14 protein-coding genes are annotated in these 23,328 nt (G+C 48.0%); 4 read left to right on the forward strand and 10 right to left on the reverse strand.

Translation table 11 applies throughout. The annotated features are described in order from the left end of the window. The first annotated feature begins 26 nt into the window (after positions 1–26). On the forward strand, positions 27–3,323 hold the full coding sequence (locus SAPGRDRAFT_RS18345; protein ID WP_002660924.1) for an AAA family ATPase: 3,297 nt from the start codon (positions 27–29) through the stop codon (positions 3,321–3,323). 2 nt (positions 3,324–3,325) lie between these two features. On the opposite strand, the gene SAPGRDRAFT_RS18350 is transcribed toward SAPGRDRAFT_RS18345, so the two are convergent. Further along, on the reverse strand, positions 3,326–3,607 hold the full coding sequence (locus SAPGRDRAFT_RS18350) for a hypothetical protein (protein WP_002660926.1): 282 nt from the start codon (positions 3,605–3,607) through the stop codon (positions 3,326–3,328). Positions 3,608–3,716: 109 nt separating this feature from the next. Here SAPGRDRAFT_RS18350 and SAPGRDRAFT_RS18355 point away from each other — a divergent pair, with 109 nt between their 5' ends. Next, positions 3,717–4,286, forward strand: a complete 570-nt coding sequence (locus SAPGRDRAFT_RS18355) for a glutathione peroxidase (protein ID WP_002660929.1) — start codon at positions 3,717–3,719, stop codon at positions 4,284–4,286. A gap of 317 nt (positions 4,287–4,603) precedes the next feature. Beyond that, entirely contained in the window at positions 4,604–5,653 is a 1,050-nt protein-coding gene (locus SAPGRDRAFT_RS18360) for a DUF6340 family protein (RefSeq protein ID WP_002660930.1), read from the forward strand. Here the strand turns inward: SAPGRDRAFT_RS18360 and SAPGRDRAFT_RS18365 are convergent. The 5 genes from SAPGRDRAFT_RS18365 to SAPGRDRAFT_RS23670 all read right to left on the reverse strand — a co-directional run bounded on the left by SAPGRDRAFT_RS18365 (position 5,610) and on the right by SAPGRDRAFT_RS23670 (position 11,260). After that, entirely contained in the window at positions 5,610–6,182 is a 573-nt protein-coding gene (locus tag SAPGRDRAFT_RS18365; RefSeq protein WP_002660931.1) for a 4'-phosphopantetheinyl transferase family protein, read from the reverse strand. The genes SAPGRDRAFT_RS18360 and SAPGRDRAFT_RS18365 overlap by 44 nt on opposite strands. 4 nt (positions 6,183–6,186) lie before the next feature. Further along, on the reverse strand, positions 6,187–6,432 hold the full coding sequence (locus tag SAPGRDRAFT_RS18370) for an acyl carrier protein (protein ID WP_002660933.1): 246 nt from the start codon (positions 6,430–6,432) through the stop codon (positions 6,187–6,189). Positions 6,433–6,611: 179 nt separating this feature from the next. Next, the gene (locus SAPGRDRAFT_RS18375) at positions 6,612–9,056 is read right to left on the reverse strand and encodes a TonB-dependent receptor (RefSeq protein ID WP_002660934.1); all 2,445 of its coding nucleotides are present in this window, start codon (positions 9,054–9,056) and stop codon (positions 6,612–6,614) included. Positions 9,057–9,131: 75 nt separating this feature from the next. Next, positions 9,132–10,973 carry a hypothetical protein gene (locus tag SAPGRDRAFT_RS18380; protein ID WP_002660935.1) on the reverse strand — a complete coding sequence of 614 codons (1,842 nt, stop codon included), beginning with the start codon at positions 10,971–10,973 and terminating at the stop codon, positions 9,132–9,134. A gap of 89 nt (positions 10,974–11,062) precedes the next feature. Continuing rightward, positions 11,063–11,260 carry a hypothetical protein gene (locus SAPGRDRAFT_RS23670; RefSeq protein ID WP_037350569.1) on the reverse strand — a complete coding sequence of 66 codons (198 nt, stop codon included), beginning with the start codon at positions 11,258–11,260 and terminating at the stop codon, positions 11,063–11,065. 676 nt (positions 11,261–11,936) lie between these two features. Between SAPGRDRAFT_RS23670 and SAPGRDRAFT_RS18395 the strand changes: the two genes are divergently transcribed. Then, positions 11,937–15,233, forward strand: a complete 3,297-nt coding sequence (locus tag SAPGRDRAFT_RS18395) for an AAA family ATPase (protein WP_002660936.1) — start codon at positions 11,937–11,939, stop codon at positions 15,231–15,233. Between the two features lie 66 nt (positions 15,234–15,299). Here SAPGRDRAFT_RS18395 and SAPGRDRAFT_RS18400 read toward each other — a convergent pair whose 3' ends face one another. From SAPGRDRAFT_RS18400 to leuS, 4 genes are all read right to left on the reverse strand, one after another. Further along, positions 15,300–17,342: a DUF3857 domain-containing protein gene (locus SAPGRDRAFT_RS18400; protein ID WP_002660937.1), complete on the reverse strand. Its 2,043-nt coding sequence runs from the start codon at positions 17,340–17,342 to the stop codon at positions 15,300–15,302. 198 nt (positions 17,343–17,540) lie between these two features. Next, entirely contained in the window at positions 17,541–18,347 is an 807-nt protein-coding gene (locus SAPGRDRAFT_RS18405; RefSeq protein ID WP_002660938.1) for an ABC transporter substrate-binding protein, read from the reverse strand. Positions 18,348–18,350: 3 nt separating this feature from the next. Beyond that, positions 18,351–18,968: a class I SAM-dependent methyltransferase gene (locus SAPGRDRAFT_RS18410; RefSeq protein ID WP_002660939.1), complete on the reverse strand. Its 618-nt coding sequence runs from the start codon at positions 18,966–18,968 to the stop codon at positions 18,351–18,353. Between the two features lie 250 nt (positions 18,969–19,218). Beyond that, positions 19,219–22,038, reverse strand: a complete 2,820-nt coding sequence (leuS, locus tag SAPGRDRAFT_RS18420; RefSeq protein ID WP_002660940.1) for a leucine--tRNA ligase — start codon at positions 22,036–22,038, stop codon at positions 19,219–19,221. Positions 22,039–23,328 lie beyond the last annotated feature (1,290 nt).

Genomic DNA, 23,328 nt, shown 5'->3' on the forward strand with positions numbered 1-23,328 from the left:
ATTTTCGGCCAAACGAATCATTGAATATGCAGAAAGTACAACTTCCGTTTCCGATTATATCGCTTTATTTGGCGGGGCAAGCCAGCCCTATTCGCATTCCTTTGGCCGAGCAAGATTATTTATCTTTGGAGCGGGAGGAGGATTTGCGCCAACATTTTCAGCAGCGTTTTCAGGAGGCGGTTATGAAAGAGGGGGAATATCTTTTTTTGGCGGACTATGAGTTGCCGGAAGATTTTGAATTGGCGGAGGTCTCATTATACTTTGACCATCCGAGTTTTGAGGAGCGTTTGGACCTGCAGGCCTTTCATTTGCAGTTGCCTTATTTGCGTCGGCAGCAAGAGCAGGGCTATTGGTTGATGTTGCCTCAGTTGGGTTTGGAGGGTTTTGCGGCTCGGGAGGAGGATATTCCGCAGCAGCTCAAGCAATTGGTAGAAATTGATGTGCTTCGGGCGGGTCGTTTGGAGTATGTGCAGGGTTTATTGCCTTTATTTTGGGCCGAAAAAATGAGTTTGCAAAAGGGCAGCGTTGACCTAGTGGCCTACAGTCTCAAGGAATTGGCCAAGCTCAAGGAAAAGCAAGAAAACAACCTTTTGCCTCAGGCGGCCAGTCTTTTGCCCAAGGCCAAAAAACAGCAACTTTGGGGACATAGCTCGGCCTTAGAGGAGCTTTTGCAGCTTTTGCAACAAGAGGGGCAATCTATTTTATTGGTTGGGCCTTCGGGAGTGGGGAAATCCACCCTTTTGTTGGAAGCGATGCGGAAGCGGAGGGCCAAAAAGCCTCAGATTTGGCGGACTACAGCCGCTCGGCTCATTAAGGAACTGAGTGGAGAGGGGGGGTGGCAGGAAAAGCTGCATTTATTGGTGCAAGAGCTGCGGCAGGCCCAAGAAATGCTGTATGTAGAGCATCTGCTTTCTCTATTTGAGGTGGGGCAATACTCGGGCAGTGATTTGAGCATGGCCGAGCAGGTTCGTCAGTATTTGGACCGGGGCGAAATTCGCCTAATTGCCGAATGCACAGCGGAGGAGCTTGCGCTGATTGAGAGTCGGAGTCCTTCCTTTTTGCAGCATTTTCAGCGTTTGGAGCTTTTTGCGCCCAAGGGGGCCGAGCTCAGCGCAATAGTGAGTGGAAAAATACAGCAGAAGGCCAAAGACATGGGCCTTAAAATCTCTTCTAAAGCCATTGCAGAAGGCTTGCGTTTGCAGTTGCGTTATCAACCCTACTCGGGTTTTCCGGCCAGAAGCATTCGTTTTTTGGAGAGTGTATTACAGCAGCAAAAAGAGCAGGGCGGAAAAATCAGCCGCAGCCAAGTGGTGCAGGCCTTTTGTCAGGAGAGCAATATGCCGGCCTTTATGGTAGACCCTGAAATCAAGCTAGATCCATTTGCCTTAGAGCAATTTTTTAGAAAGCGGCTTTTTGGGCAGGATGCGGCCATAGAAAGCCTAAGAGATGTTTTGGCCTTGGTTAAAACGGGCCTCAATCGGCCAGAAAAGCCTATTGCCTCTCTCCTATTTGCGGGCCCCACGGGAGTTGGAAAAACGGAATTGGCCAAACTACTAGCCGACTATATGTTTGGCAGTCGGGAGCGGATGATTCGCTTTGACATGAGTGAATTTTCTTCGCCCTATGATGTCATGCGATTAATTGGGACCGACTTCAACTCGGATGGATTGTTGAGTTCGGCTGTTCGTAGAGAGCCTTTTTCGGTCCTTCTTTTTGATGAGTTGGAGAAAGCGCATCCTTCCTTCAACGACCTTTTGCTTCAGATTTTGGGCGAAGGGCGATTGAGTGATAGTCGGGGGCAGTTGGTCAACTTTTGCAGTTGCATCATCATCATGACCTCTAATGTGGGGGCGGCAAAAATGCAAAACAAGCGCATTGGTTGGGCCGAGCAGCTCTCTAATATGGAGCTGCAGCAGCATTTTGAGCAAGAGCTACAAAAGTTTTTCCGTCCAGAGATTTACAATCGTCTCGATCGGATTTTGCCTTTTCAGCCTTTGGGGCAAGAACTGATGCTCCAATTGGTAGAAAGAGAGCTGGCTTTATTTAAGGAGCGGGAGGGGCTGAAGCGTCGGCCCATTGCCCTAAGCTGCTCTATGGCGCTTAAAATCCGCCTAGCCCAAGAGGGCTACCAGCCCAAATATGGCGCTCGGGCCTTGCAGCGGGCCATGCGCAGTCTGCTTTATTTACCTTTGGCCGAAGAGCTCAACAAATATGGGCCCGACGACCGTCTGGATGTTTTGGCCGACTATGCCCCCAAGGAGCAGCGAGTGGTCTTTCAGCTCAAGGCCCAGAGTCAGGAATTTAGCGCCCTGATTGAACAACTGAGTCAGGGGCAGTATATGGATTTTGCCAGCGAGTTGCGCTACGACTTTCATTTGCTCAAAGAAGGACAGTTTTTCATCCAGCTAGAGCGGCAGCTAGAGCAAATTCGCAGAGAGCAGGCCGAGCAAGAGCAAGCCAATGCCGCTCGCTTCCTCAATAAGGGCAGCCAGCTCTTGGCCGAAATTCAAGAAAAAGGAAAAGAAATTGATGCCTTAGAAACCGAAATGGCCCTTTGTAGCTTGGGGTATCGGCAGTTCAATCGGCAGCGACATCAGGCCCTAAAAGATTGGGAGAAAGCCTTTTTTGAAAGCAAATTATCGCTCTATCGTTTGATGGACCAACAGGCCGATCAACTGACTTTATCTATATATAGCACGCCTGAGGCTTTTGCCGATTTAAGGCTTCCGCAATTTATTGCTCAGGCCTGCTATGAAGAAGGCTTTCAGCTAGAGATGACTGCTATTTTGGCGCCCAAACAAATAGAGAAGCTAGAGGAAGAGGTTTGGCTAGATACTGCCGCTTATCAGGCCCTAGAACAAGCCGAACTTTTGGAGGAGAAAAAAGAAAATGGCCAAAATTATTATAAAATCCGCCTTAGCCAATATCAATATCTAGAGCGTAGGGTACAGCAGCTAGAAGAATTGGCCCAGCTCGATAGCCTAGGACGACTATTTGCCTTGCGCCTGAATATTCAGGGGCCTGGCGCTCGCCTCTTCTTTGCCCATGAGTATGGCCTACATGCCCTAGAGTACGATTTGGATAAATTTCATTACTACTACCTCTTGCAAGGAAACGACCAAAGCGAACTGCCCCAAGCCCCACACCGCATGAAGGTCCGCTCGCTTAGCCGTAGCCCCAAACGCAAATATCGCCTTCAGCGCATAGAGGATAGCGAGTTTCAACTCTCCAAACAAGAAGTCCCCAAAGACCAATACTTTCAACAGCTATACAGCATCTGGAAGCAACTCTTCAAGGACCATATCGAGGCCTTAATGCAATAGGCTTAGCGGCGCTTTTTACGCATATAGCCCGGAAAAAGATTGGATTTGCCCTTTTTAGTGCGCTTGGCACTGAGCTCTTTCTTCTTTTTCTTTTCTACCTCTTTTTTGTTGTCATATTTCCCCTTGCTTTTTAGGGCCGTTTCTCTGGCCTTATCATCGGGGTTAGGGGTGCTAAAACCAGGGTCAATACCGCCATAAGCAGGGCAAGAAGGACCTCGGTTGCAACTTTGCAAACCGCTAGAAAGAATAAACAGAAAGGAAATGGCGATCAATAAATATTTCATAAGTTGGTCAATTTAAAGTAAATTTAAGAATGGCTGTGGCAAACATTTACATCGCCCTGCCGTTTGTAAAAAGTACGTATATTTAATCAAATAGAAAAACGGATTCTTCATGAAGTACCTATTTGTTTCGGGCCTAGTATTTTTTGGCCTCGCTTTTAGTTTTTTAGCATTTAAACCCTGCAACGATATGGCTAAGATTTATGATTTTAAAGTACAAACCATTGACGGAGAAGAGATTCAACTCAATCAATATAAGGGCAAAACCCTACTCATTGTCAATGTAGCCAGCAAATGCGGCCTCACCCCTCAGTATGAAGAGCTACAGGCACTCTATGAGGAATACAAAGATCAAGGGCTCCTCATTTTGGGCTTCCCCGCCAATAACTTTATGGGCCAAGAACCCGGAAGTAATGAGGACATCAAAAGTTTTTGTCGCCTAAATTATGGAGTCGGCTTTCCTATGTTTGCCAAAATATCGGTCAAAGGCAAAAATATTCACCCTTTGTATAGCTACCTCACGCAGAAGTCAGAAAACGGGGTCCTCGATGCTAAAGTCCGCTGGAACTTCCAAAAGTTCCTCATTTCGCCAGAAGGCAAGCTGCTGCAGTCTTTTGCCCCCAGAGAAAAAGTAACCGAAAAAGAGATTCGCCAAGCAATTGTTGCCGCCCTTCCCCAATAAGCAGTTCTCCAACTGTTTTTTTTACCGCTTAGCTTTTTTTGGACTAAGCGGTTTTTATTTGGGGCTGCCCCGCCCTGCGGGCGGGTCGGGCTGTGCCGCCGCTCGCAGGTCTGCTCGGCCCTGCGGGCTTTTCGCTTCGCTTCAAAAGCCCTGGGTCTGGCCCTTCGGGCCACGGCTATCCATCCCTCAGCCGACGGCCCTGCGGGCCTTTTAGGGGGCAGTTAGACAAAAGCCTTGAGAGCGCTTCCTCTTGCAAAATGCAAAGAAGCAGTATATTGATAAACAACTATTCTATTCCTCATTGAAACCTCAAAAAAATGAAAGAAAACCTACCCAACCTCTTACTTCTTATTTTTAGTGCCCTTCTGCTAAGCAGTTGCAGCATCAGAAAATCAGTTTCTTATTACCAAATGCGTTCTCCCGACCTTTACCTGCCCGATAGTTTGGACCAAATTTTAGTTTGGAACCACGCCTTTAGCAATAAAAAAGGTAACCAACTCTTAATCAACACCCTAGAGGGCTTAGCCTCTGGAGAAAGCGTGGGCGATGACCGACAAGCCGCCCAAGGCCTCCTTAAAGGCCTAGAAGAAACCCTAGTAGAAGAACGAAAAAGAGAACAACAAAAAATAGATACCAGCTATGGGCGGCTACAGCTCAGTGGCGAAATTCCGCCCCCTTTGCCCGACAGCTTTCTGCGGGCTTTGGCCAAAAAAGGGCAGCTACTAGCTAGCTTAGAAATGGTAGATAGTGACCAAGAAGACCCCCATACAGAATATGCCCGCAACGGAGGCCAGGGCCGAGCGCCTAGGCCCACAGCCACTAGCAAAATTCATTTAAGAGTTTGTTGGCGACTATATGACCTTGAGCGCCAAGAAGTGATAGACATTTGGCGGTCGGGGAAGCAATTTAGTGGAAACTCCAATAGTAGCGACTATGATGTTGTGGGCCAAATTATCTCGCCTTTTAAAAGCAAGAAAATGAAATTTCAGGGCTATCAGTTGGGCCGGCAATACGCCATGCGCATTTGCAGTACGATGGTCCAAAAAAGACGCTACATCTACCACAAAGGCCAGAAAGAAATGAAAACCGCCTATAAATTGGTCAAAAAAGGCGATTGGGAGGAAGCCGCTAAAATTTGGCGGCAATTGCTAGACACCAATGAGCAAAAACTTAGGGGTAAACTCTTATTTAACCTAGCCGTTTATGAAGAGCAAAAAGGGAAACTGGCCAATGCCGAAACCCTTGCTCGAGAGGCCTTCTTCCTCAATGCCTTTCAGCCAGCGAGGGAATACTATAAATGGTTGGCCAAGGAGCGAAAACGAATTAAGAACTATAAGCGGCAGCAGGAACTACCCTGGCCCAACTAGCCCAGGGGCCATCATAACTAAGGCTTAACGGTATAAGCGAGGAGCCTGTCTTTTCTTTCCAAAAGGGCAGGCCCTTTTTGTCTTTAATGAGCTGGCCAGGCCCCAAATGCTGGACCAATTCTTCTCGCAAAGCAGCCGAGCGCAAGCGAGGCGATAAGGCAAGCTCCGGCCAATGATAGACCTCATAGTGAATTTGGGAGAAGTGAGCAAGCTGCTCGGCTGCTTGGGCCCAAAAGTAACCTTCTGCTTGCTTTAGCGATACATAGACGCCCCAAAGGGGACAATAAAAGTAGCCATTGGTCCTAGCTTGCAGGCTAATTTTTTTGGGGTAATAGCCCAAAGGCGCCCCCAAACGAAGACCCAATTTATAGGCGGCTTCTTTCATGGCCCAGAGCTGGGCAAAAGCCAAAAATGGCTGGGGCGCTTGCCCCAGCCATTTTTGTTCCTCTAGGCTACAGACCTTATCCAATCGTCTGGTCCAGCGGTTGCTATGCAGCTGCTCCAGAGCAACAATATCTGTTCCGAGCATAGGTTTAAATTAAAGCTTGAATGATATCGACAGCGGCGCCTACGGTCATCATCTTTTCGGCAGCCTCATCATCAATTTCAATATCAAAAGCATCTTCTACATCTAGGATAATGTCCACCAAATGCTGAGAATTGATTTTGAGGTCATTCATTAAATGAGTATCCTCTTGGGCGGCTTCAAAAGCAGCTTGATCTTGAACATAAGGCGCCATAATTTCTTTTAGGGCGGCAGTTAATTCTTCTCTTGTCATGATTAAAAGTTGAGGAAATGGAAAAATAAGCTGGTTTTGGGGGGCTAGATGCCCCCCAAAGCCAGATGGCCTAGCGATGTGCAGCAGTGGCCGAAGGCCAGACCAAAGCGGCGCAGCCGCTGTAGGGCCGAGCGAATAGCGAGCTGCGAAACGTAGCGCCTGCCGAAGGCAGGAGGCCCCTAAAAATCAATCTGAAAGCTCAAGATCGGTAAAAAGCCCGTATTGGGATCTAGCACAATAGTTTGTAGATTTCTGTCATACTCCACCGATCGCCAGTTATCTCTTTTGTTGGTAGTATTTTGGATATCGAGGCCAATCGTATAGGAAAAGTTTTTGAAATCTTTACGGTAAGCCAAGCGAGTATCGAGGCGAAAATAAGGGGGGAAACTAGCATCGAAAGCGGCTTCTTGGTCCTCCACAAAGGCGCCCAACTCTTGAGAAGCCTCAATATCGGCTTGGGGGTGGTGCAAGCCACCGCGGAAGAAAGTTTTGATCCCCAATTGTAGGACGCCCCCATTTTTAAAGACAAACTCTTTTGTGGCCATCAGGCTGCTAGAGAAGCGGTTATCTAGTCGGGCAGCGCGATAATCTTGCTCCCAAGCCTTGAAGGTAGAGCGGAAAGCCGAGGCGGTGAAGAGCATAAAAAACCCTTTGCCAAAGAACTGTTCTAGGGTAAGGTCAACCCCATAATTTTGGCCTTTTCCTTCAGAGAGCATGGGGATCGTGCCATAATTATCGCGGAGATTATAGAACCAGAAATTGCTATTTTGGTCTGTAGAGATGGGCACATTATAGAGTTGTTGAAAATAGCCCTCTACTTGTAGGCGAAGCTTGGGGGTCAGCATTTGTTCTAAACCGGCAATAAGATGGTGTGCCCTAGTAAACTTAAGATTTTTATTGGGTTGATAAAGGGCGCCGTCGGCCCCTTCAAAGCTCAGCATATAGGTCCCAAAAGGCTGCATTTTTGAGTGCAGGCCATAGGCAAAAGTAAACTTAGTATTTTGGCTCAATTCGTAGCGCATAGAGAGGCGAGGATCGAGGGCCCAATCCTGATTGAGGGCCAAAAACAAGAAATGGGCACCTGCGTTAATCGTAAACTTCTCATTGAGGTGGTAACTAGCTTGGGCATAAGCCTGTTGGCTAAAGGCCGTTCCCAATTCGCCTTCTCCATCAAAAGTAGGGATATCGCCCACTTGATCGGGATCAAAATAGGCGGCGGTTAGAGGGCGGCTAGGACCGGGGGTAAATTGGCCCAAATAATTTTGGTAGCCTAGGCTATCGCCCTGAAACAAGCCATATTCTAGGTCCCAGAGATGGTAGGTACTAATCAAGCCTGCTTTAATCCGCAATTTTCGGTTAATTTTTCGGCTATATACTCCATGCCAGCTAAACTTGGTGGTCAGGAAATTATTCCGTTCTAGCCAGTAAATAGAATCGGCGGCAATCGTGGGTTCTACCTGATAATCATTGAGGTAATTACTTCCTACCCCAGCAGACATTTTAAAGAAGGACTTATCATCAATCAGCCTCGTATAGGTGGTTCCCAAAACGCCCATATTGGTGGTATTGGCATCCCAGACATAATCTAGGCTATTTTGCCAGCGGTCTTTGGGCAGCATCCACCAGTACTCTTGGCTCAAACCGCCCATACCAAAGATAGTAAAGCGGTTCTTATTTTTTGGGCCAGAGAAGTAGAGGTTGAAGGAGAGATCTTGAAAGGTATTCGAGGCATTTTCTCTAACCACATAGAGTCCTCCTTTGGCCAGAAGGCCCATAGTAGAATAGCGGTAGTTGATCAGATAAGAACTTCTTCCTTTTTTGATTGGGCCTTCAGCGGCAAAGTCAATTCCGATTAGTCCCGCTCTAAAGGTATACTCTCGTTTTTCCAAGTTTCCTTTTCGGAAACGCACATCAAAAGCACCCGAAAAAGCATTGCCATATTCTGCCGCAAAAGCGCCTGTGCTAAAATCAGAATTACTCAAAAGAGAAGCACTAAAGACGGTAATTCCACCTCCAGTAGTTGCTGGGCGGGCAAAGTGGCTAGGGTTGGCAATATCAAGGCCTTCTACCCGCCAAAGCACGCCCACCGCCGAGTTTCCTCGGATGATAATATCGTTTTCGGTATCTTGGTTGGCTTGTACGCCGGGGAAGGCCATCACCATCCGCCCGGGGTCATTGATAGAAGCGGCATAGCGCTCTGTTTCTTCTACAGAAAAAGAGCGGGTACTGACCACCGAAAGCTCGTTAATAGCCTCGTTTCCGCTACTAGCAGCGGCTGCGGTTACGGTCACCTGCCCTGTTTCCTGAACGGTTTCTAGCAGTTCAATATCTAGGGTCAATTCTTTGGCGCTAGAGATAATTAGGGGTTTACTGAGAAAGGGTTCATAGCCTAAATATCGGGCTTCTATTTGTTGGCGGCCAAGAGGGACTTCTATTCTGTAGAAGCCGTCAAAGTCGGTAACTGTGGCCAAAATAGGGTCACTTTCAAAGAGGAGGACCGTAACGCCAACCAGCGGTTGTTTGCTCGTTTTGTCAAGGACACGGCCTCGAATTTCTTGAGTATTTTGGGCCCATAAAGTGGGGAGCATAAGGCCCATAAAGATGCAGAGGTTAATCCAGCGCATAAGTTATAAAGCTTGGGTGAGATAAAAACTTAGAGTCAAAAGTACGTTTTTTAAGTCTGCCTAGATGCCTAAATTTTAGTTTTTAAGGGAAACAAATTCAATTTCTAGTCGTCGTTCTCTGGCTGCTGCGGGCGAAAAGATGGAGAGTTGGGGTTGATCGAAGCGATCGTTTACTGTTTTTGGGGCTTGGCTTTCGCCCAGAGGCAAGGATTTGAGTTGGAGTTGGCCGCTGGCATAATAAGGCGCTAGTGGGCCTTCTTCCCAATTATTGATAAGGGCATCTAAGCGCCTTTGGGCCAAATTAAAATTGTAATCGGTCCAAGAACGAGGCGAACAATAGGCCCTTAGGGCTACTTCTACCCTAGCCCCAGTTTGCAAAAGGGCCAGCAATTGTTCTTCAAACTGCTGCAGTTGCTGGTAGTTGGCGCTGGCCTGCGCTTCAAATTGTTCCCAAGCGGCCAAATTGGAGCTATTTTGTTGGCGATAGCTAGGGAAAAGCTGCGCATAGCTCCCCCAAGATTGCCGATAAGTTTGGCTAGCCGATAGAGCGAGGCTATTGCTATCGGGCTCGTCATTATGGAAATAGAGCGCCAGGGGCAAAGCTTGCTGCAAGGCCGTGAGAAGTTCCTCTTCTTGGCTGGGCACTACTGGCGGTGGTGGCGGGCTATCTAATTGGACCAAAAGCGGGGGCTCGAGTGGCAAAGGAGGCAAAAATCGACTACTTTCAAATTGATAAATATCGGTGCAGCAAACGGCCTCCTTCAATTGCTGCGAGCCCTTTCGATTAGAAGCAAAATAGCCACTGCTATCGCCCTGATTAAGATAAAAATAGAGCTCATGGGCGGCAGAGTTCAGGCCCGGCCCCAAATTAAAAATGCTATCGCTGCTGGCGCAAAAAATGTCTAAGCCACCATAGCCCGCCCAAAAATCTGAGGCAAAAAACAGACTATCGCCCCGTCTAAAAGGAGAAAGCTCTCGGCCAGGGCTATTTATTTCGCCCCCCAAGGGAGCAAAGGCAAGCACAAGCGTATCCTCAGCTATTTTGGCCCAATAAATATCTTCCTTTTGTTGGGCCGTTTGATGGACAAAGTACAAATAGGCCGAGTCCTCGCCAAAGGCATAGTAATGCGGTTGGCTAGAGCGATCGGGCAAACCTTTTAAGGCTTTGGGGAGCGAAAAACGGCCATTTTCCTGCAAATAGCTATAGGCCAAATAAGAGCTGCTATCTTCAATAATCGTAAGGTATCGAGAAGCAAAGTTTTTGCCCCAACAACTGGCGCCTAGCTGCTTTTGCTGACCAATTCGCTCATCTTGCTGGGCCTTTTTTCCTTTTTCTCGCTCTCTGTACAATTGGCTGCGAAAGGCCGCCTCAGCATTTTTTTGTCGCAGGGCCGAAAACTGCAGGCGGTCCAGACTATCCTTATAAGCCGCATAATCTGCCGAGGGGCCGTTAATTTTTGGCCCCATATTTTGGCAGTTCCAATCCTCATCAACAACTTGCTCTTCAATCATCCCCAGGCCCTTTAAACACTGCTGCAAATGCGCTTTTTCATAGGGAGACAGCTGCTCTGCGACTTGCTTTTCCCAAGCCTGTTGGGCCCGCTCATACTGCCCAGACTGCTGCAGACTCAGGCCATAGCAATAATAAAAATTTGGATAATCTTCGGCTTTTTTCTCGGCCTTTTGGTAAGCCCTCGCGGCCTGCTCATGGGCCAAAGCGCCAGCCAAAGCCCGAGCATAGGCCCAATAAATATCAGCCTGGGGTTTGCTTTGCAAGACCGCCTCATAATAATAAATAGCATTGTAGTAATCGGCCCGATCTAGGGCGGCCTGAGCGGCCTTTTCATAGGCTTTTAAGGATTGTGCCCAAAGCGGTAATCCAAAAAATAGGAGGAGAACAAATATAGGGTACCTCATCTTTTTTTAGGAAAGATAATGAAGTTGCTCTAGAACTAGATAGTCTGTTTCTTTTTTTGGGGCCTGCCGCCAAAGGCGGCCGGGCCCTTTCAGGGCTCGCAGGTTTGCTCGGCCCTGCGGGCTTCGCCCTTGGTCTGCCGCTGCGCGGCCCCCTTGCAGGCCCCTAGGCCTGCGGCGGCTTCGCCGCCTGCTAGCTGTGGCTGCAGGTTGAAACCAGCAGCCATACAACAACCCCATTCTACATCTATAGTGCGGAGAGGATTAAAATCCTCTACCGCTTTGAACAAGGGGTTGTTTTTTCCTTCCCCATAAATTTCATAGGAACCCTAGGGCCAAGGCCCTAGGGTATCGAAAAAATTGTCATCCCCTCATTCGAGGGGATTTTTCTGTTCCACTAGGCTCCATCAGCAAAGAAGGGCTTTAGCCCGCCAGTTTGCATAGACCCGCAACCATGGGCTTCAGCCCATGGCCGCAGAACAAGTCCACACAAAAAAATCAGGAGTAAAACAATTGCTATGTTTAGCGCCCTGGGCTGAAGCCCAGGGTTGTTACCTGAGCGAACTGACGGACTAAAGTCCTTGTTCGCTTTTTCTACTTCTAGCTTTCCATTAAGCTTCAGCCCAAAGCTACCTAGCCACTAAAAGACGCTTTCTTTATCTCTCCTTTTTTAAAACGCCCAAGAAAAAGTTGAGGGACTAATGAAAAGCCACAGGACCAAAAAAACCTAATACCTCCTTCAAGCGGCCTAGCGATGTGCAGCAGTGCGGCGCAGCCGCAGACCAAGGCCGTCAGGCCGCAGGGCCGAGCAGACCTGCGAGCTGCGAAACGTAGCGCCGCAGCTTTGCTGCGGAGGCCCCAAAAAAATAAAAAAAGTAAACTGCGCCTTAAATATATGCGGTGGACTTTGCCCAAACAGTTTAGATTCCTTAGCTTGCTAAGCTTAAACTAAAACCAATAGAATTTATGTCCTCTGTACAGCTGCAACTGCCTGTTTTGGTCCAAAATATTAAGGTAGATGAGCGCTGGCAATATTATATTCGCCCGCTATTTTTTCAATCGCCCATTGCCACCGACCGTCGTTATGAAGCTGCGCTTCAGCAATTTAGAAAAGAGTTGCGGGCCTATTTTAGAGATTTCAAGTTGCGCAGAGACAATATGGAGCAGCTCTCTTGGTTTCGTTTTTCGCCCAAGATGCAATCCTTCAAGCCGCAGCTCAAGTTTCTTTTAGAGAAGGAGCAATTATTTCAGGGGCGTTTTCACATTCTTTATTTTCAGTTGCAGGAGCAAGGCATTGTTTGTTTGCCCAGTTTTCAGTCCTATTGTTTTTTGGTAGATGTAGAGCGGCAAAAGCCCTCGGATATTTTGGACCAAACAAAGGCCGTAATTGAAGAATTGCTGTTGATGGAGCTAGAAGAGGGCAGCAGTTTAGACGAATTGCAGCAGTTTTGTTTGCAGCGTTCTGAGTTTGTGCAAGAGCTACAAATGCGCATTAGCTTAGAGCAGGGAGATTTTTCTTTTGAAGCGACTGCAGGCAATGATATGATGGCCTTTTTTCAGGCGCCTACTTCCTTTGATGGGGCCGATGAACTAGAGCGTTTGGGGCGCAACCTCAACAACTTTTACCCCAGTGAATTGCAACGCGCCTTTGAGCGGGAAGAGCTGATTAAAGAGCTTTCCCCCTTGGTGTATGGGCCCAATAACCAGCCTTTGGTCCTCATTGGCGAGGCGGGTGTGGGGCGGCACAGCCTAATTGAAGAGATGGTCTACCGCTATATGAAAAAGGGCGAAGAAGAATTGCCCGAGGAGGAAGAGATCATCTGGCGGCTCGACCCCATCCGAGTGATTTCGGGAATGAGCATTGTGGGCATGTGGCAAAAGCGAATGGAGGCGATTGTGGAGGAACTGCGTTCCCCAAAAGGCTATCGCAATAAGCAACTAAGCCATAAACTCGTTATTGACAACCCTTTGGCTTTGGTCCGAATTGGGAAAACGGCCCAAAACAGCATGACCTTAGCCGATTTGCTCAAGCCCTATCTAGAGCAGCAGGCCTTTCAGCTCATCTTGATTGCTAGCTCGGAGGAATGGAAACTTTTGCAAGAAAAAGACCGTCGATTTACCGAACTGTTTCAGCTCAAACGGATTCCCGCCGCCAAGGAGGAGGAAGCCGCCCGCATGCTTTTGGGCCTGCGCAAAGAGCTCGAATTGCAAGAGGCTTGTAGCATTAGTGTGCCTGCTTTGCAGCAGATGCTCAATATTCATCATAACTACTTTAAGAAAAGAGCCCTGCCGGGTAGTGTGGCCAAAATGATGCGGCAACTGGCCCGAAAACTACAAGGCCAAAGTATTGATGTAGAAGAGGTACAGGAAGAATTTAAGGAGTATACGGGCTTGGCCTCGCCTATTCTAGACGATAATTATCAGCTAGAGGCTGAGGAGTTGCGCAAAAATATTTCGGCCCGCTTGATTGGGCAAGAACAGGCCGTAGAGCGGCTCAGCCAATTGATTCATCTGCTGAAGGCCAAATTGCAAAACCCCAACCGCCCGCTGGCCTCCTTCCTCTTTATTGGCCCCACCGGCGTAGGCAAAACCGAGGCCGCCAAGGTCATTTGCGATTATTTGACCGGAGACCCCAAACAACTCATTCGCTTTGATATGAATGAGTATAATGACTATAATGCCAGCAGCCGACTGTTGGGCAGCTACAACCAACCCGAGGGACAATTGGGCGCAAAACTTCGCTATAATCCCTTTGGCATTCTGCTTTTTGATGAGATCGAAAAAGCCCACCCCCTGGTGCACGACCTGCTGCTACAAGTTTTGGACGATGGCCGCCTGAGCGATGCCCTTGGTCGCCCAATAGACTTTAGCAATACCATTATCATCATGACCTCGAATATTGGGGCCGAAGATTTGGACCGCCGCTTGGGCTTTGGCAATAGCCCCGATGAGCAAGCCGCTATTTATCGAAGAGCCGTAGAGAATTTCTTCCGTCCAGAGCTTATCAATCGCATTGAGGAGATTGTGATCTTTAATAGCCTAGAACTGCCGCATATTCTACAAATTGCTCAGCTGCAAATTAAGCAGCTGCTCAGTAGAGATGGCTTTGTTCGAAGAACTAGCATCCTCAATATTTCGGCGGCCGCCCTAGAGTGGGTAGCCAATAGGGGCTATAGCAAACGGATGGGAGGACGCGCCCTCAAAAGACAAATTGAACGAGACCTAACGGCCTTTACCGCCGAGGAACTACTGAAAACGACCGGAGAACAACCCGTTATTTTCGATATTCAGCTCAAAGAGGATAAACTACAGGCCCGCATCGAAGAACTTCGCTTTATTCAGCGTTTAGAGCAAAGCGGCCTGCCCAATATGCAGCAGCAAAAAGGACCCTATGCCTATAAAGATTTGCTCCGCAAGGTAGAACAGATGCAAGGCCTGCTCCGAGAGAGCCAAGAAGAGGAAAGCCACTTTTATAGCAGCCAACCCGCTCAGGAACAATGGCATTTCTTTCAGCTCAAAGAGCAGCTAGAACAAAGCAAGGAACGCCTACAGCACCTGCTCCTCGAATTTAAGAGCCTCAGCCAGGAGGTAACGCCTCTGCGCTTAAAGAATAGTGGTACCCGCAGCCTGCTCTACCAAAAAGCAGCCGCTAGTCAGGAACAGCTCAAGCAAGAGGCCGTCTTTGAAGATGCCGCCTTGGCCGAACTTCGCTATGTCTACCAAAATGCTCCCGATCAATTTGACCGCAGTCAATCGCTTTATTTGCAGCAGCTGCTTAAGGTTACTTATTTGAGTATGGCTTGCCGCCTAGCGCTGCAGGAGGAAACCGATGCGATCTGCCTGCATTTTGAGTCGGCCATTGAGGGCCAAGGACAAAAAGAAATTGATTATTTGCAGACCAATTATGCTCGCCTTTTAGAATATTTGGACCTCAATTATCGGATGGAGCCTCAAAAAATCTGGGTGGAAGGCTATGCGCTCTATGATTTGTTCAAAAAAGAAGAAGGCTACCACCTCTTTTATCGGCCCCAACAAACGGCCCTCCCCATTCGCCTGCGCCTTCAGTTTCAGGAAGAGCCCCTAAGCAATAGCCCCCTCGAAATTATTCGCTTGTACGATATTTGGATGGGCGAAGAACAGGCCCGCTCTACCCTAACCGATCTGCGAACGGCCTATACCAATCAGGCCCAAATTAGTCCAGAAGAACTAGCCGTCTTGCTGTATATTGCACTAGATCCCTCTGACAAACAACTTTATATTTAAGGCCAAAAAAAAGGGCGGCTCCTCAGATGAGGAGCCGCCCTTAGTATTTTGCTCAATTCGCTGAGCTTACTTGAGATAAATCCGTTTGTCGGTCAATTCATCCCAAAGTGTATTGATCTCTTGCTGCTTTTTGGCCTCTTTGGCTTTGAGGTCCAATTGCTTGACGCTATAGCTAGAGTTAATGCGCACCACATTGGGCTGCATTTGGCTCACTTTCAGGCTATAAGCCGCTTGATCATTCTCTTTTTTGGCCGTTAGACTTTTAATTTCTTCCACCTTTCTGGGCGATTCAAAAACCAAGAAGATTTCTTCTTCATCTTGGCCCAAAAAGCGGTTGTGATAATCTAAAGTACGCTTGTCGGCATTGCTGACCCAGCGAACACTATGGCCCAACCAGTCTTTGAGCTTGAGCGAGATTTTGCCCTCTTTTTCTTCAAAAAGACCTTTTACTTCGGCTTCATAGACCAAAGAGAAAGCATAGGGTTGTACAATGTTCAATTGCTTGATTTCTACCGATTTTACGGTTACTTCACGCTCATCAAAACGGCTGCTTAGGCTACGCTCTAGGGCCAATTTCAAACTATCTTGCCCTTCTTTATTGGCGGCTACCCAATTGTTGCGTTGGCCAGAAAACAAACCCGAAAGCTTGAGGTCCCCCTTGATGACGGCATCCCCATTTTTAGCTACGGTCAGTTGCAAACGGCGCTTGCGACTGTTGTTTTTGCTGTCCTTTAAAACAGCATCATTAAAGTTAATTGATTGCAAACTAGCCTTTTTATCATTGAGGTCGAGCATGAAACAACTGGTATTCTGCAGTTCTGCAGGCAATTCATTCAAGCCTCCCGTAGGCGTAATGGTAAAGAGCGAGCCATTTTCATCCTTAAAGACAAAGAGGTAAGAGCTAATCTGCGTGGCCGAGGGATAGTCCTTGTCAAAAGGTCCATTGAATCGGCTTTTGCCAATACCAAAATAGAACTCGATATTATGACGCTCAAAAAAGTCGCGGTAAATGCAAAGTAAACTGCTAAAGTCCGCTTTCTTATTGGTCAAGAAATAATCAATGCCCTCACTTTCTTCAAAGTCCTTAAGACGCCCCACCAATTGTAGCTCCTTGACCACAAAGTTGTTCATCAAATAGGCCTTTTCTACTACGCTTAGTTCTTCTGCCGACTTCTTAAAGGTTTTGGCTCCTTCGGCAAAAAGGGTTTCATAAAATTTGCGCACTTTCTTCTTCGAACGAATACGCACATCCATAAAGTCCGTGCTATACTGACGCAAAAGGTCGCTAAAGTTGTTCACCTTCATGCTGCGGTCCGAACGCAAGGCCGAAAAGTCTAACTCATAGACAAAATGCTCCAGCTCAGTCGTAAAAATGGTCCCCGAACTATTGGCCTCAGGTACCGCTTTTAGGTTGTTCATTTTCCAAGTATAAAAGCGCTGCTCGCCCCTTTCCTTGATGTCTACAGCAGGCATGCCATTATAAATCTGCCCTTTCAAACCCACCGAGTTCGGAACCGAAATCTTAAATTCACTTTCCAATACCGGATAGTCCTTATATAAGGTAACAATTCGCCCTTGATCCGGAAATTTCGACTCAATGACCGTAATCTGCTCCATTTCATCGCCCGGCTCTAGCTTGGGCAATTTATAGATATAAGCATTTTTTTGGGTTTCATACAACTCGTCATCTTCCTCAAATTTGGGCTGTTCCAAATCCCGAATGACCAGGTCTTCTAGGCTGCCATCCTTTCTGCGAATGCGCACATCCACATATTTCATCTGCACAAAATCGCCAATTCGGCCCTTAAATTTGGGAATAATCAGATGCTCATAATCCTCTGTAGCCTCAGCTTTCAAGAACTTAATATGCTGGTATTCTTTGTAGTTCGCCAGCTGCTCAATATAAGGGAAGGTCCCCGAAAACTCATTGCTGCTATAGGTCGAGCTTTTCACAATAACCGCATCTTCTTGCTGCATTTCTGCGGGAATTTCCCCCGCTTTGGGCATCTCGCCCCCCCAATCATACTCACTAAAGGTTTGCCCCATCAGGCTGTTGGCGCCCAATAGCGCAAAAGACAAGAGCAAAAGGGGATACTTTCTGTTTTTCATAGCGTTAAATCCAATTAGCTGTTGATAAACTTATTATTTTTTTTCTTTTGGGGCTGCCCCTCGCCTATCGGCTCGGGTCGGGCTGTTTCGCAGCTCGCAAGTCTGCTCGGCCCTGCGCCGCCAAAGGCGGCTGGGTCTGGCCCTTTGGGCCACTGCTGTCCATCCCTCAGCCGTTTTGGCCCTGCGGGCCAAGGGCGGCTAGCCGCCCCAGTTCCCTGCCGCCAAGATTCTTTTCCATAGCGCCCGGCAATAATCTGGAGCCTTAAAAAGACGAGAACCGTACCAAGAAAAAATCTCGCCATTTACCAAAAGAATCTGGCTATTGGGCCAAATTTCTTTTAGCTCGGCTATATGTTTTTCCTTAAAGGGATAGGGCTCCGAAGATAAGAAAATCAAATCAATTTTTTCTTTCTCCAATTCCTTTAGCGATAGACTGGGATAACGAGCCAAATGCCCCAGGGCATTTTTAAATCCGGCCCAATTGAGCATTTCGTCAATAAAGGTTTGGCCTGCGGCCAGCATCCAGGGCTGCCGCCAAATAAAATAAGCCACCGACAAATTAGCTGCAGGCGGCTGATAAGCCGCCAAAGCCTGCTCAAAGGGGCCCAAAAGGCTTTCGGCCCGCTCGGCTTGGCCCGTAATTTGGCCCAAAGCCCGCATCATTTCTAGGGCCTGCGGCAAATTGGCTATATCCGAAATCCAAACTGGAAATTCTTGGGCCAAAAGTTCTATTTCCGCCTTTGTGTTTTCCTCTTTGTTGGCAATAATTAAATCGGGCTGAAGACCCCTGATTTTCTCTAGGTCCAAGCTTTTGGTCCCGCCAATCCGCTCTTTTTCTCGCCAGCAAGCCTTGGGGTGAATACAAAATTTGGTCAAGGCAATAACTTCTTGCTCCAACCCCAAATCGGCCAGCCATTCTGTCTGAGAAGGGACCAGCGATATTATACGTTGAGGCCGCTCTGCAATAGTTACAGAGCGGCCCATTTGGTCGATATAAATCGGCATACTTTAGTTTACTTTTTTCTGGGCCATAATGCGCAAGACTTCGGCCTCTCCATTATGATATAGCCCTTCTTGCAGTTCTATCACCTCCTCTTTGAGGATAGAAAACTCAAAATCAGAGAAAATTTCGAGCATTTCTTCTTTATCAAAGAGCATTTCTACATTTTTTGGACCGCCTACAGCCGGATTCTTTTCCTGATAGACGGTATGTCCCTTGGCAAATCCTTCTAAGAGCAAAAGCCCCCCAGGCTTAATGAGGTTGGCCGCTTTGCGCAAATAATCGACCTTGAGATGAGGCGGAAAATGCGCATAGACCAAGCCCAAGGCATCAAAGCTTTCTTTGGGATAATCCAGTGCTCCAAAATCGCCTAAATCATAGCGCAAATCTAAGCCCTCTTTTTTGGCCCAAGCCAAGGCTTTTTCTTGGCCCTCCTCACTGAGATCGCAGGCGCAAACATCCCAGCCATTTTGGGCCGCAAAAATAGCGTTTCGGCCTTCTCCCTCGGCAATGAGGAGAATTTTGCCGGGCTCTACATCATGTAAATGAGCAGCAAAATAACGATTGGGCCGACGGCCATAAGCAAAATCTTCAGCGCCATAGCGCTGGTTCCAAAATTCTTTCATCTTTCTTTTTTTTTGGGAGGGGCTTTTTTGAGTTCTAATTTTTTTTTGCGAGCTGCAGGCCCCTTAGGGGCCGCAGGCCTAGCGATGCGAAAGGGTGGCCGAAGGCCAGACCGAAGCCGCCAAAGGCGGCTGAAGGGCCGAGCAGACCTGCGAGCCCTGCAGCGTAGCGCAGCAAGGCGAAGCCGCAGCTGAGGCCCCTAAAAAACAGAAAGGCCTCCAAATTCGCAAACTTGGAGACCTTAAACAAAACTTAAACCACAATATTGACCATGCGCTTGGGCACAACAATCACCTTGCGGATCGTCTTTCCTTCAATCCATTTTTGAATATCTTCTAGGGCCAAGGCTTGCTCCTTGATGGCCTCTTGGGCCAAACCATTGGCCAGCTCGATAGCCGCCCGCTTTTTCCCATTGACACAAACGGGATAAACGATGCTGTCTTCTACCAAATAGGCGGGATTAAAGCTAGGGAAAGCCCCCGTTTTGAAGACCGACTCCTGATGGCCCAAAGCCTGCCAAAGTTCTTCGGCGAGATGCGGGGCAAAGGGAGCGAGCAACAAAACAAAGCCCTCTAGAATTTCGGCCTTATGGCAATTGAGATCGCGCAACTCATTGCTGAGCTTCATAAAATCGGAAACGCAGGTATTGAGCGAGAAGCTCTCGAGTCCCTGCTGTACTTGCTTGATGCAATGGTGCAAAGCCTTGCGTTCTTTGGCCGTAGGCGTTTCCTTTTGGACCAACCACTCCCCTTCTGGGCTGTAGAACAACAACCAAAGGCGGCGGAGGAATTTGGCCACCCCAGAGATTCCGCTCGTGTTCCAAGGCTTAGAGTCTTCTAGAGGTCCGAGGAACATTTCGTAGAGGCGGAAACAGTCGCTACCATAAAGGGCCACCATATCATCGGGATTGACCACATTATAATAGCGCTTAGACATCTTGCCAATTTCGCTATCCGTGACTAGCTGTTCTGCTTCATTATAGATAAATTCGGCATTGGCATAGCTAGGGCGCCAGGCTAAGAATTTAGCCACCCCTTCTTGGTCCAAATGAGAATCTTCTTGGCCATAATTGCTCACAAAATCGATATGCACAGGCAAAAGGGCAAAAGCCTCTTCGCCGCCATATTCGGCAATGCGGTCGGCAGAAACGAAAACCGTTTGGCCCGCTTCATTCTTTTCTTTGAGCATATAAATCTGCTCGATGATCCCTTGGATCATGCCTTGATTGACCAGTTTTTTGTAGGGCTCTTGGCTGGGCACTTTGCCCAAATCGTAAAGGAACTTATGCCAAAAGCGAGAATACATCAAATGGCCCACGGCATGTTCTGCTCCACCGAGGTAAAGATCGACATCCTGCCAATAATTAACGGCTTCTTCCGAGAAGGGAGCGTTTTCATTTTGGGGGTCCATATAGCGGAGGAAATACCAGCTAGAGCCAGCAAAACCGGGCATAGTATCGGTTTCTCTTTTGCGTCCTTCGGGAGTATTTACCCAAGACTCCACTCTGGCCAGGGGAGAATGTCCATCGGCAGTAGGTTGGAAGTTATCTAGCTCGGGCAATTCTACGGGCAAGGCGGTTTCTACTTGCGTCAGGCCCTCTGCATCATAAGAGATGGGGAAAGGCTCGCCCCAATAGCGTTGGCGGCTAAAGTTGGCATCATGCAAGCGGAAATTCACTTTGCGCTGACCAATATTTAGGGCCTCTAGCTTTTCGATGGCCTTGGGGATGGCGGCTTTAACCTCTAGGCCATTGAGGAAATCGCTATTGATCAATTTGCCAATTTTCTGGCCCACTTCTGCATGGGGGTAGTCCGATTGATCGACTACGGGCAGAATATCTAGGCCAAAATGCTGGGCAAAACGCTGATCTCGTTCATCATCTGAAGGAACGGCCATAATAGCGCCGGTGCCATAACCGGCCAAAACGTATTCACTGATCCAGATCGGCACTTTTTTGCCCGTAAATGGATGAATGGCATAACTGCCCGTAAAGGCGCCGCTAATGGTTTTTACATCCATCATACGATCGCGTTCCGAGCGGCCTTCTACATAGTGTAGGTAGGCCTCAATTTCTTCTTTTTGTTCGGCAGTGGTTAGTTTTTGGACCAACTCATGCTCGGGAGCGAGCACCATAAAGCTCACGCCAAAAAGGGTATCGGGGCGGGTGGTAAAGACCTCGATTTTATCCGCTTTATTTTCGGTGAGGAAGAAAAGCTCGGCTCCTTCAGAGCGACCGATCCAGTTGCGCTGCTGTGTTTTTAGGGCCTCCGAAAAGTCTACTGTCTCTAGGCCATCGAGTAGGCGTTGGGCATAGGCGGTAATGCGCAAAGCCCATTGCATCATGGGTTTTTGGACCACAGGAAAGCCTCCGCGTTCCGAGCGGCCATCCTTAATTTCGTCATTGGCCAAAACGGTTCCTAGCTCCTCGCACCAGTTCACATAGCCCACTTTGCGGTAAGCTAGGCGATAATTCATGAGGACCTCTTCCTTTTCTTGGGCCGAAAAGCCCTGCCAATCGGCGGCAGAGAAATGCTCTTCATGGCTATGGGCGGCTGCTACGGCGGCAGAGCCTTTTTCCTCAAACTGACGGATGAGTTCTGTTATGGGCAAAGCCTTATCGGCAGCTGTATCATAATAATGATCAAACAACCAGATAAAAATCTGCTGCGTCCATTTATAGTATTCAGGAGAAGAAGTATTGACCGAGCGATCCCAATCATAGCTAAAGCCCAATTTATCGAGCTGTTGGCGATAGCGGCCCACATTTTCGGCTGTAGATGCTGCAGGATGTACCCCCGTTTGGATCGCATATTGCTCGGCGGGCAGGCCAAAGGCGTCATAGCCCATAGGGTGCAGCACATTAAAGCCCGAAAGGCGCTTATAACGAGCAAAAATATCGCTAGCGATATACCCTAAGGGGTGGCCCACATGCAAACCTGCTCCAGAAGGATAGGGAAACATATCGAGCACATAATATTTGGGCTTATCTGAAGTAGTAGGAGTTTGGTAGGTCTTATTTTCTTTCCAATAGGATCTCCATTTTTCTTCGATCTCCTGTGGCCTATATTCCATTTTTTTTCTTGTCTTGAATGATACTAAAAATGAATTTGATCTAAGGCTGCAAATTAGCCAAGTTTTGGCGTTTTTCAAAGAACTGTTTCAACTGAAGGGATTTTAAGCTGCTTTATCTGTTTTTTTTGGGGCCTGCCGCCTGCGGCGGCCGGGCCCTTGCAGGGCTCGCAGGTCTGCTCGGCCCTGCGCCGCTTTCAGCGGCTGGGTCTGGCCTGACGGCCACCCTTTCAGGCCCCTAGGCCTGCGGCGGCTTCGCCGCCTGCTAGCCGTGGCTGCAGGTTAAAACCAGCAGCCATACAACAACCCCATTCTACATCTATAGTGCGGAGAGGATTAAAATCCTCTACCGCTTTGAACTTAAACAAGGGTGTTTTTTTCTTCGGTAGTTTGATTTTGTTTTTTCTCCCCCATAAATTTCATAGGAACCCTAGGGCCAAGGCCCTAGGCTATCGAAAAAATCGCCATCCCCTCATTCGAGGGGATTTTCTGTTCCACTAGGCTCCATCAGCAAACAAGGGCTTTAGCCCGCCAGTTTGCATAGCCCTACAACCATGGGCTTCAGCCCATGGCCGCAGAACTGCCCAACCGCTAAAAGACGTTTTCTTTATCTCTCCTTTTTTCAAAAGCCCCAAGAAAAAGTTGAGGGACTAATGAAAAGCCGCAGGACCGAAAAACCTAATACCTCCTTTTCATATAAAAACTTCTTATCTCCTCTCCCCCCCTCGCATAACTACCAAGAAAAAGTTGAGGGACTAATATTGAAGTTTTGTGTCTGCCCTTTTTGCTGCCTAGGGACAAGCCCCTAGGCTAGCTTTTTCAGACAGCCCTCTGCGAGGGCCTTTGGATATGGCCCTTCTCTGCAAAAACAGATGAGCAAGGCCAGATATATGAGCAGTTGAGGCCCTTTAGGGCTGACTCCATGGGGTTAGCCTAGGGGCTTGTCCCTAGGCGATGAATGGCAGGCGGCAAAGCCGCCATGGCCGAAGGCCAAACGGCCACAACAAGCCCTTTAGGGCGTCTTCGACGACCAACGGGAGTAACCGCCCGCCGAAGGCGGGAGGCCCCTAGCAATAAGATTAGCAGTTATTCTTTAAGAAGGGGACATACTAGTATAAACGAGTACTTCTCTACCAAAAATATTTTTTACGCTCCTCGTAAGGAAACCTTTTAATACTTTGCTGAGCTGCTTCTAAAATTATTCCCCATTCTTTTGTTTCTAAGGGCCTTGTTGCATAAATCCAACAAGTTGAAAACCAGCTAATTAAAAAAAACCTTGTGAATTAGGCATAA

Origin of the sequence: Saprospira grandis DSM 2844 (genome assembly GCF_000275825.1) — a bacterium.
Lineage (GTDB): Bacteria > Bacteroidota > Bacteroidia > Chitinophagales > Saprospiraceae > Saprospira > Saprospira grandis_A.

Coding starts and splice junctions, on each gene's coding strand:
- SAPGRDRAFT_RS18405 (WP_002660938.1), bottom strand. CDS start 18,347: ATGCCGATTTATATCGACCAAATGGGCCGCTCTGTAACTATTGCAGAG.
- SAPGRDRAFT_RS18395 (WP_002660936.1), top strand. CDS start 11,937: ATGTCCTCTGTACAGCTGCAACTGCCTGTTTTGGTCCAAAATATTAAG.
- SAPGRDRAFT_RS18400 (WP_002660937.1), bottom strand. CDS start 17,342: ATGAAAAACAGAAAGTATCCCCTTTTGCTCTTGTCTTTTGCGCTATTG.
- SAPGRDRAFT_RS18365 (WP_002660931.1), bottom strand. CDS start 6,182: ATGCTCGGAACAGATATTGTTGCTCTGGAGCAGCTGCATAGCAACCGC.
- SAPGRDRAFT_RS18380 (WP_002660935.1), bottom strand. CDS start 10,973: ATGAGGTACCCTATATTTGTTCTCCTCCTATTTTTTGGATTACCGCTT.
- SAPGRDRAFT_RS18375 (WP_002660934.1), bottom strand. CDS start 9,056: ATGCGCTGGATTAACCTCTGCATCTTTATGGGCCTTATGCTCCCCACT.
- SAPGRDRAFT_RS18370 (WP_002660933.1), bottom strand. CDS start 6,432: ATGACAAGAGAAGAATTAACTGCCGCCCTAAAAGAAATTATGGCGCCT.
- leuS (WP_002660940.1), bottom strand. CDS start 22,038: ATGGAATATAGGCCACAGGAGATCGAAGAAAAATGGAGATCCTATTGG.
- SAPGRDRAFT_RS18355 (WP_002660929.1), top strand. CDS start 3,717: ATGAAGTACCTATTTGTTTCGGGCCTAGTATTTTTTGGCCTCGCTTTT.
- SAPGRDRAFT_RS18345 (WP_002660924.1), top strand. CDS start 27: ATGCAGAAAGTACAACTTCCGTTTCCGATTATATCGCTTTATTTGGCG.
- SAPGRDRAFT_RS18410 (WP_002660939.1), bottom strand. CDS start 18,968: ATGAAAGAATTTTGGAACCAGCGCTATGGCGCTGAAGATTTTGCTTAT.
- SAPGRDRAFT_RS18360 (WP_002660930.1), top strand. CDS start 4,604: ATGAAAGAAAACCTACCCAACCTCTTACTTCTTATTTTTAGTGCCCTT.
- SAPGRDRAFT_RS18350 (WP_002660926.1), bottom strand. CDS start 3,607: ATGAAATATTTATTGATCGCCATTTCCTTTCTGTTTATTCTTTCTAGC.